At 65.4% G+C, this 9,216-nt stretch carries 10 protein-coding genes; 4 read left to right on the top strand and 6 right to left on the bottom strand.

All coding sequences use genetic code 11. The features are described from left to right. Positions 1-321, top strand: a 321-nt coding sequence (locus tag IC50_RS10265) for a cupin domain-containing protein (RefSeq protein WP_035703649.1), incomplete at its 5' end; no start/stop codon positions are given. Between the two features lie 28 nt (positions 322-349). Here the strand turns inward: IC50_RS10265 and IC50_RS10260 are convergent. The 3 genes from IC50_RS10260 to efp form a co-directional block, all read right to left on the bottom strand. After that, a complete protein-coding gene (locus tag IC50_RS10260) occupies positions 350-1,336 on the bottom strand; it encodes a DUF808 domain-containing protein (RefSeq protein WP_035703648.1) in 987 nt (328 codons plus the stop codon). 83 nt (positions 1,337-1,419) lie between these two features. Beyond that, positions 1,420-3,021 (bottom strand): peptidase M23, encoded by a 1,602-nt coding sequence (locus tag IC50_RS10255; protein ID WP_035703647.1) that lies wholly within the window; start codon positions 3,019-3,021, stop codon positions 1,420-1,422. 45 nt (positions 3,022-3,066) lie between these two features. Further along, positions 3,067-3,633 (bottom strand): elongation factor P, encoded by a 567-nt coding sequence (gene efp / locus IC50_RS10250; RefSeq protein WP_035703646.1) that lies wholly within the window; start codon positions 3,631-3,633, stop codon positions 3,067-3,069. A gap of 162 nt (positions 3,634-3,795) precedes the next feature. Here efp and epmA point away from each other — a divergent pair, with 162 nt between their 5' ends. From epmA to IC50_RS10235, 3 genes are read left to right on the top strand one after another with little or no spacing between them, the layout of a single operon-like run. Beyond that, positions 3,796-4,848: an EF-P lysine aminoacylase EpmA gene (gene epmA / locus IC50_RS10245; protein ID WP_035703644.1), complete on the top strand. Its 1,053-nt coding sequence runs from the start codon at positions 3,796-3,798 to the stop codon at positions 4,846-4,848. Next, positions 4,845-5,939, top strand: a complete 1,095-nt coding sequence (locus IC50_RS10240) for a lysine-2,3-aminomutase-like protein (protein ID WP_035703643.1) — start codon at positions 4,845-4,847, stop codon at positions 5,937-5,939. The genes epmA and IC50_RS10240 overlap by 4 nt, the downstream gene beginning before the upstream one ends. Before the next feature lie 42 nt (positions 5,940-5,981). Beyond that, positions 5,982-6,236, top strand: a complete 255-nt coding sequence (locus IC50_RS10235; protein WP_035703641.1) for a hypothetical protein — start codon at positions 5,982-5,984, stop codon at positions 6,234-6,236. 73 nt (positions 6,237-6,309) lie between these two features. Here the strand turns inward: IC50_RS10235 and IC50_RS10230 are convergent, their stop codons facing one another. The 3 genes from IC50_RS10230 to IC50_RS10220 form a co-directional block, all read right to left on the bottom strand. Next, complete coding sequence (locus tag IC50_RS10230) at positions 6,310-7,395, bottom strand: 3-deoxy-7-phosphoheptulonate synthase (RefSeq protein ID WP_035703639.1); 1,086 nt, start codon at positions 7,393-7,395, stop codon at positions 6,310-6,312. A gap of 237 nt (positions 7,396-7,632) precedes the next feature. After that, positions 7,633-8,211, bottom strand: coding sequence for an HdeD family acid-resistance protein (locus tag IC50_RS10225; RefSeq protein ID WP_035703637.1), 579 nt, complete (start codon positions 8,209-8,211; stop codon positions 7,633-7,635). A gap of 72 nt (positions 8,212-8,283) precedes the next feature. Beyond that, the coding region (locus IC50_RS10220) for a PrsW family glutamic-type intramembrane protease (protein ID WP_035703635.1) at positions 8,284-9,216 on the bottom strand (933 nt) is incomplete at its 5' end.

Genomic DNA, 9,216 nt, shown 5'->3' with positions numbered 1-9,216 from the left:
AGGGGGGAGCCGATCGGCTCCTATGCGCTTCCGAACGTCCCGGGCAAGCGCGTCACCATCGTGCGCGTGTCGTACGGTCCCGGCGGATTTTCGCGGCCGCACCGTCACTCGGGATCCGTCACGGCCTACATCACCAAGGGCGAGATTCGTTCTCAGCTCGGCGGCGGCCCGGTCGAGACGTTCGGCGTCGGCCAGTCCTTCTTTGAGCCGCCCGGCTCGACGCATCTGGTCTCGGCCAATGCCAGTATGACGGAGCCGGCGGAGTTGATCGCGGTGTTCGTCGCAGATGAGGGCGCGCAACTGACGACGTTCCTGGAGTAGCCGCATTCGCAATTCGCAACCGCAATGTTCAGGCCGACTGCGATCGCCTCAGCCGCTTCCAGGCCGGTGTGAGACCGTATTCAACGGCCGGAATCGCAAGTGCGCCGACAAGCAGTCCAAGTGCGCCCGAGATGGCTGCTTCGACCGACCATTCGATGATGCCGGCAACGGATGGAAGGACGTGTGCGGCAGCCTCGGTTGCGGCATGGACCGTGCGGCCGATCACGGGCGGGCCGTATTTTTCGATGCCGTGCAGGATGATGCCGCCGCCGACCCAGATCATGGCGGCGGTGCCGACGGTGCTCAGCACCGCCAGGAAGGTGGGCATGCCGCGGACGAGCGCGCGTCCAAGCCAGCGGATCGCACCGCCAATGACAGAGGCGCCGTCGTGGCGCGCGAGGGCCACGCCGACATCGTCCGCCTTCACGATCAGGGCGACCACGCCATAGACCCCAACGGTGATAAAGAGGCCGACCAGCGCCAGCACCAGCGCCTGCGTCCAGATGCTGCCCGCCGGGAGGGCCGCGAGCGTGATCGCCATGATCTCCGCCGACAGGATGAAATCCGTCTTGATGGCGCTCGCGACCTTCTCGTCCTCCATCGACCGGGCATTCAACGCGATCGGCTGGAGCTGAGTTTCGTGGTGGTGCGCATGATGCGGCATCACGGCTTCGAGCACCTTTTCGGCGCCCTCGTAGCAGAGAAAGGCGCCGCCCAGCATGAGCAGCGGCGTGATCGCGGCGGGAAGGAAATAGCCAAGCAGCAGGGCAATCGGCAGCAGGATCAGTAATTTATTGCGCAGCGATCCGACCGCGATCTTACCGACGATCGGCAGTTCGCGTTTCGAGGCGAAACCGATGACGTAGTTCGGCGTGACGGCCGTGTCGTCGATGACCACGCCAGCCGCCTTTGCGCCCGCCTTGGCGGCCTGGCTCGCCACATCGTCGAGCGAAGCTGCTGCCACCTTTGCGATCGCCGCGACATCGTCGAGAAGACCGATCAGTCCGACACTCATCAATCCTGTCCCTTCTGCGTTCGAGCCGGCGGTGCGCGCGACAACACGCTCTTGCACCGCCCGGCATCAGAACGAGCAAGCTGTCAATTGTCCTCGCCGCCCGATCCCTCGCGCGGGTCCGGCTTGATCACGTCCTCGGGCAGCGCGTGCGCCACAGGCTGCGGGGTCTCCGCAACCTCCGGACCGACTTCGCGGCCGCGGGCGCGGATCAGGCGTTCATAGGCGGAGACCAGCGTGACGTAGGGGCTGACCCAGATCCAGCCGTCGCGGGTGAACACTTGAACATCGAAATGCAGGTGCATCGACGTGCCGGCGGGATGATCGAGATAGTTCGAGATCACACCGATCTTCTCGCCTTCGGTGACGAAGCGGCCATTGAGCACGCCATCGGCGTTCATCACCTGCGGATTCATGTGCATGTAGCGGAAACGGATGTGCTCGGTGCGGCTATTGACTTGAAGTGTCGCGGCCTGGTCCTTGGCTCCGCGGATGACGATCGCGTCACGCACGGCGACGACGGCGCGCTGCTTGGGATCGCAGGGCTCGCGGCCTTCACCGGGCGGCGGGCAGTCGGCGGCGCGGATGTCCTCGCCCTGGTGGCCGTAGCCTCCGCCACATTGCCACACCTCGAAACTGCGCGACTCGCAGAAATTGTCGCGCCAGGGGTAGGCGGTCGGGCCTTCGCTCCTGTCGCGCTTGCCGTAGGATTGCGAGCGCACGAAGGCGGGCACCTTCTCGAGGGGAAAGCGGATCTGGGCATAGGCCATCATGTCGGGATGGCCGCTCTTGTTGCGGTAGCCGGTGTTCGGGATGATGTCGCCGCTTGGCCGGTAGCCGAAGTCCGGTGAACGCTCGGCCGGACGGTCGAGCACGTTGGAGGCAATGTCCGTCAGCGGCCGCATGCGCTGGCCGCCTGCGACACGCAGCGCCCTCAGGAAGCGCTCGGCGACCGGGTAGGCTTCCTTGCAGGCGAGCCGTCGCGGTTTGGCGACGCTGTCGAGGCACTGGATCGACACCACATAGGCGACGCCGAAGCGGGTGAAGGCGTAGCGCACATAGCCTTCCCGGATGAACTTGCGCAGGTCTGGGTAGGTTGTCGCGAGCGGCTTGACCGGCTCGCCCTTGCCGCCGGCGGGATCGGCGATGTCGTAGACGAGGGCCGAGCCCGTGATCTGAACCTCGACCGGCCTTGCGAACACCCGGCTCGGCATGCCCTCGCCGGCGCCGGGTTCGAGCGCGAAGGTCGCGCTGTAGCCGGCAGGGCCGGCATCGAACATGTCAACGGGATTGAAGTCAGCCTGGTAGCGCGACAGGGCGAGCGGCGCCGGCGCGCCGCTGCGCTGCGCCTCGAGGTACGCCGCGGCGTCGAACGGCAGCAGCACGGGTATGGCACTTCGGGTAATGCCGGTGAAGAAGCGCAAGGAGATCGCGTTGAGCTGCACCAGCGCGGGCGTTGCGCGCGGATCGTAGCGCGGCACCGAACGGCGGGGTGCGAAGATGAAGTCGCCCGCAACCTGGGGGCGGCTGTTGATCTCGACACGGAGCTGGTCGAGCGCTGCCCGCCAGTCGACGCGCAGGGCAGTGAGCGAGGGGTTGCGGAATTCATCCGCAGCGAGCGGCGCGGCGACGAGGAGCGACAGCAACGCCAGGAGAAGCGAGACGAAGCGGAGACTCTTCCTGCCCACTGCCTCGCCCCCCGGCGGTACCTGTTCCGATCCTCGATTGCTCGCTTAGTCCTTGGCGCGTTCGGCGTAGGAGCCGTCCTCGGTCATCACCACGATGCGGGTGCCGACCGTGATGTGCGGCGGCACGGTGGTGCGCACGCCATTGGACAGCACCGCCGGCTTGTAGGAGGAGGAGGCGGTCTGACCCTTGGTCACGGGCTCGGTGTCGACCACTTCCAGCGTCACGCGCTGGGGCAGCGCGATCGACACCGGATTGGTGTCGTGCATGGACAGCTTGACGGTCATGCTCTCCTGGAGATACGCGGCGGCGTCGCCGACGACGTCCTTGGAAACCTGGACCTGATCGTAGGTCTCCGGGTTCATGAAGTGGTAGCCATCGCCGTCCTCATAGAGGTAGGTATAGTTGCGCTCCTCGATCGTGGCCTTTTCGACCTGGTCGGTGGTCTTGTACCGTTCGGAGATCTTTACCCCGTCCGAGATTCGGCGCATTTCGATCTGGCTGACCGGGGTGCCCTTGCCAGGATGGATGTTTTCGGCGCTCACGACGACATAAAGCTTGCCGTCTTGCTCGATCACGTTGCCCTTGCGAATAGAACTGGCGATGACTCTCAAAGCTGTATTTCCTGCTTACTTGGCCCGGCTGCGGCCAGGACGTGGTCAAATCGATGGGGGACTTAGGGCCTCAAATCGGACCTCGGCGCCCGTTTCGGGCCGCAACATACTGATTTTGCCGTTGGATGCCAGCACTTTGCTGCCGACTGGGGTGGTCGGTTGATGTCGGGGGACAAGCCGATGTCGCCGTTCTGGTCGCCCGGCAGACACCTCGACCGGCGGCCGTTCCTCCAGGCCAGGGGCGCCGTGACCGGAGCTTTGCGGGCCTTTTTCGCCGAGCAGGGCTTCACGGAGGTCGAAACCTCCGTCCTTCAGGTCTCGCCGGGCAACGAGACCCATCTGCACGCCCCCCGGACCGAGATCATGCGACCCGACGGCAGTCGGGCCGGCCGATACCTGCGGACCTCGCCCGAATTCGCCTGCAAGAAGCTGCTGGCGGCGGGCGAGACGCGGATTTTCGAGTTCGCCCGGGTGTTCCGGGACCGCGAGCGCGGCGACCTGCACCTGCCCGAATTCACGATGCTGGAATGGTACCGGACGGGTGCCCCCTATGATGCCATCATGGCCGATACCGTCGTCGTCATTTCCCGCGCGGCGCAGGTGACCGGCATCGGGACCTTCTCCTTCCGTGGCCGGACCGCCGATCCCTTCGCTGAGCCGGAACTCCTGACGGTCGCGAGCGCCTTCGAGCGCTTCGCCGGCATCGACCTGCTGTCGACAATTTCGGGCGGCGAGGGTAACCGTGCCGCGCTCGCCGCGGCGGCCCGCGGCAAGATCCGTATAGCCGAGGACGACACCTGGTCTGACATTTTCAGCAAGGTTCTGGTCGAGCATGTCGAGCCGCATCTGGGGCGGGGACGTTTGACCATCCTGTCTGAATACCCATCTCCAGAATCGGCGCTGGCGCGGGTGAAGGTGGACGATCCGAGGCTTGCCGAGCGGTTCGAGGTCTATGCTTGCGGCGTGGAGCTCGCCAACGGCTTTGGCGAACTGACCGATGCCGAGGAGCAGCGAAAACGCTTCACGGAATCGATGGCGGAGAAGCAGCGCCGCTACGGCGAAGCCTATCCGCTCGACGAGGACTTTCTGGCTGCCGTTGCCGCAATGCCGGAGGCGAGTGGCGTCGCACTTGGCTTCGACCGGCTGGTCATGCTGGCGAGCGGCGCAACACGAATTGATCAGGTGGTGTGGACTCCGCCTGCGGATGAGAGATGACGAAGACAATCCTTGCACGCACTCTGCGCGAGCCTGCCGAGCTGGTGGCCGAGGGTCTGGCCCCTGCATCCGCGTTGCCGGCGCTCGAACGGGTTGCCGCGCGTTATGCCGTAGCGATCACGCCTGATCTGGTCGAGCTGATCGACACGACCGATCCCGACGATCCCATCGCGCGACAATTCGTTCCGACCGCAGCCGAGCTGGACCTGAAGCCGGGCGAAAACGCCGATCCGATCGGCGACCACCCGCATTCGCCGGTTCCCGGGATCGTGCACCGCTATCCCGACCGCGTGTTGTTCAAGCTCGTTCACGTCTGCGCGGTCTATTGCCGCTTCTGCTTCCGCCGCGAGATGGTAGGGCCCGGCAAGGAAAATGCGCTGTCGGACAGCGCCTATCGCGCGGCGATCGATTACATCCGCGCACACGACGAGATCTGGGAAGTGATTCTGACCGGCGGCGACCCCCTGATGCTGTCGCCGCGACGAATGAGCGAGATCATGGCCGATCTGGCCGCGATCGATCACGTCAAGATCATCCGTCTTCACACCCGCGTGCCGGTGGTCGAGCCCGTGCGCGTCAGCAAGGAGATGGTTGCGGCATTGAAGGTCGCGGGCGCGACCACCTGGCTGGCGGTGCACGCCAACCACGCGCGCGAACTTTCAGGGCTCGCGCGTGCGGCCTGCGCGCGGCTCGCCGATGCCGGAATTCCCCTGGTGAGCCAGTCCGTGCTGTTGCGCGGCGTCAATGACAACATCGGCGCTCTGTCGGATTTGATGCGAGCTTTCGTCGAATGCCGGATCAAGCCCTACTATCTGCATCACGGCGATCTGGCACCGGGCACGGCGCATCTGCGAACGACGCTGGCGGAGGGACAGGACCTGATGCGGCAGTTGCGCGGGCGGGTGTCAGGACTGTGTCAGCCGGACTATGTCATCGACATTCCCGGCGGCGCCGGCAAATCGCCCGTGGGGCCAAGCTACGTATCGGCGCCGCAAAATACCGCACCCGATGCGGATGCTGCGGGAGCCGAAACGCGCTATCGTATCGTGGATTATTGCGGCGACGTTCATCTCTATCCGCCCGAGACCTGAGCGGGGTGGGACGTGCGCCGGTTTGAGAATGGAGACGTGAAGATGAAGAAGATCATGCTGGCAGCATCGCTCGTGGTCTCGCTTGATGGCGCGGCGCTTGCGCAGACCAACGGCTCGAAGGGAGCGACATCCGGCGGCGCAATCCCTGGAACAGTGTTGCCGGCGCCCGTCGGTCACCGCCAGCCGCGTGCGGCGGACGTACCGAGCGAGAAGAATCTGAGCAATCCGAACACCCCCGCCAACAAGGAAGATGCGGAGCTCGATCGCAAGATCAAGAGCATCTGCCGCGGCTGCTGAGGCTTCGACCTCTCCCCGCACTGGGGCCCCAGCGAGGAGAGGTGAGAGTGAGCCGACCTATCCTCGTCGTGCCTTACGCCGACCGCTCGTGCAGCCCTGCGCGCTGGGCGTTGCGCCGGATCTCGACCGCGTCGGCGAGCTGCTCGAGCACGGTTGCCGTGGCCGGCCAGTCGATGCAGCCGTCGGTGATGCTCTGGCCGTAGGTGAGCGGCTTGCCCGGCACCACGTCCTGGCGACCGGCGACGAGGTTGCTCTCGATCATCGCGCCCATGATGCGGCTCTCGCCGCCCGAGATCTGACGGGCGATGTCGGCCATCACCAGCGGCTGGTTCTCCGGCTTCTTGCTCGAATTGGCATGGCTTGCATCCACCATCACGAGCGGCGCGACGCCGGATTTGGTCAATTCATTACAGGCGGCCGCAACGCTTGCCGCGTCGTAGTTTGGCTTGCTGCCGCCACGCAGGATGATGTGGCAATCCTCGTTGCCGGCGGTCGAGGCGATTGCCGAGCGGCCGAGCTTCGTCACCGCCATGAAATGATGCGGATGCGAGGCCGACTTCACCGCGTCAGCCGCGATCCGCACATTGCCGTCGGTGCCGTTCTTGAAGCCGACCGGGCAGGACAGTCCCGAGGCCAGCTCGCGATGGATCTGGCTCTCGGTCGTGCGTGCACCGATTGCGGCCCATGAGACGAGGTCGGCAATGTATTGCGGCGTCGTCATGTCCAGGAATTCGGTGCCGGCGGGCAGGCCGAGATTGTTCACTGCCGACAGCACGTTGCGCGCCAGCCGCAGGCCCCTGTTGATGTCGAAGCTGCCATCGAGATTGGGGTCGTTGATCAGGCCCTTCCAGCCGACGGTGGTCCGCGGCTTCTTGAAATAGACCCGCATCACGATCTCGAGCTGGTCGGCAAGGTCTTCGCGCAGGCGCGCAAGGCGCTCGGCGTAGTCAAGCGCGGCCCTGGGATCATGCACCGAGCAGGGGCCGACCACGACCAACAGGCGGTCGTCCTGACCGCCCAGGATGGCGTGGATGGCGTTGCGGGCGGCCATCACCACGCGCGTCGCGGTGAGCGTGCGCGGGACCTCCCGCATCACCTCTTCCGGCGTGCTCAGCTCTTTCAGTTCACGGATGCGAAGATCGTCGGTCGTGCTCAGCACGGCGGGCTCCTGTCTGTTTTTGGAAACCTGCCGGCCAACAAAAAGCCGCCAGGTCTGGCGGCTTGTTCGGACGTTTGCTGCAATGTGTCAGATTGAGCGCGATCCTCCCGCCGCCAGCGAGCTGTCGTAGCTAAAGTACCAAAAATAGCTGATGGCGACGGTGATCATGACTGGCCATATAGCGTGCCGTAGGCGGGTTGTCACCCCCCCAAACGGCGCGGGAAGCGACGAGGCGCCTCAGGTGTTGCTGTTGCGTGCCGCCAACGCCATGCCGATCAGGGTGGCGCCGCCGAACAGCAGGTTGATACCGACGAGGACGCCGATGGCCCAGTCCGCCGAGCTCGGCAGTCCCGTGATCACCATGAACGAGATCGCGATGTCGACGAGGCCGGAGATCAGGAGCCACGACCAGCGGCCGCTCAGCTCGCGACGGTGCTCCAGCGCGTACATGATGGTGGCGACGCCCTCGGCAAGGAAATAGGCGCCGAGCACGATGGTCAGCGTCAGCACGGCCTGCATCGGCCTGGCCAGTAGCAGCATGCCGGTGAGCACGGCCAGCGCGGCCGAGATCAGCGACCACCAGAAGCCTGGCGTGCTGCGCGCCCAATAAGTCGCGATCAGTCCGCCGATGCCGCTGATCAGGAACATCCAGCCGAGGAAGATCGCGGTCGCAAGACTCGCGAGCGGCGGGAGGATCAATGCGGCAACGCCGAGAACCACAAGCAGGATACCCTCGAACAGGAAGGCCTTCCAATGCGCCTTGACCGCCTGGTTCATGGTGGATCGGAGCCGTGAAAATTCCTCAGGCGATGTCATGATGGTCTCGATCTCGTAAGCAGCTCAGGCGGATCAATCTAGTCTATGTGCACCGCGCTTGCCATCGCGCCCTCAGCCGCCGCCGGGCGCCGAGGAAAAACCTTCCGCGCTGGTGCGGATGCGGTTGCGGCCGAGAATGTAGATCGCCGTTGTGACAATCAGAAGCGCCAGGCCGAGCAGGATCGAGACGAAACCAATCGGGATCAGCGCCAGCGTCAGGTTGCGCTCGGGATTGATCAGCCAGTGATGGATCGACGTCAGCACGAAGGCGAGGCCCAGAAAGCCGAGGCCGCCGCCGGCGAGCAGCAGTGCCCACATCCGGCGGAGCTGGCTGAGCCGCTCACGTGCGACATCGGTCCGCGGCGCATGGTGGCGCGCCACGCGCCGGACCAGACGGATGGCGAAAGCAATCGAGCTGAAGCCGACCAGGAGGCTCGCGGCGCCCAGCCACATTCGCAGCGTCGGATCGAGATCGGGCATGCGCTGGAGCGCCAGTAGCGGGAAGTCGAAGGCCGAATGCAGCGCAAGCGGGCCGGCGAAGATCAGTAGCCGGCTGGAAAGACGGGCCCAATCGCGATGGCGGCGGTTCGCGCCGAGTGCCGTACCGGCGCGTGCGATCGTCAGGTAGGCGCCCGCAATGATGCCGAGCGCGCCGTGGAACGGCACCGTCAGTACACTGCGCAGGGCAGCGAGCGAGCGCCACATCTCCGCGTGCTGAACCAGATAGGCGAGGTTCTCATACGCGGCGAAGCCGAGACCGACTGCGGCGCCATAGACCACGGTATCCATCGGATTGGAGAAGGTCCGCCGCTTGGTCGATGAAACCAGCACGATGGCGATCACCTTGACGGCCTCCTCGGGCAGCGCGACGCCGAAGACCGAATGCATGGCGAGCGCGGCCCAGGGGTCGTCGGGGGCTGCGACCATCTTGGCGAAGGGGGCGCGGGCGAGACCCAGCAGCGAAATGCTGGCCGCGCCGAGCAGGAAGGCAGTCCAGACCTGGGC

Origin of the sequence: Bradyrhizobium genomosp. I (2014) (assembly GCF_000261685.1) — a bacterium.
GTDB lineage: Bacteria > Pseudomonadota > Alphaproteobacteria > Rhizobiales > Xanthobacteraceae > Bradyrhizobium.
The sequence above is the reverse complement of the archived record's forward strand: the minus strand, read 5'-3'. Positions and strand labels throughout refer to the sequence as shown.

Bases quoted from the DNA above. Each gene is read 5' to 3' on its own strand.
- epmA (WP_035703644.1), top strand. From the start codon at position 3,796: ATGTCGGGGGACAAGCCGATGTCGCCGTTCTGGTCGCCCGGCAGACAC.
- IC50_RS10240 (WP_035703643.1), top strand. From the start codon at position 4,845: ATGACGAAGACAATCCTTGCACGCACTCTGCGCGAGCCTGCCGAGCTG.
- IC50_RS10225 (WP_035703637.1), bottom strand. From the start codon at position 8,211: ATGACATCGCCTGAGGAATTTTCACGGCTCCGATCCACCATGAACCAG.
- IC50_RS10260 (WP_035703648.1), bottom strand. From the start codon at position 1,336: ATGAGTGTCGGACTGATCGGTCTTCTCGACGATGTCGCGGCGATCGCA.
- IC50_RS10235 (WP_035703641.1), top strand. From the start codon at position 5,982: ATGAAGAAGATCATGCTGGCAGCATCGCTCGTGGTCTCGCTTGATGGC.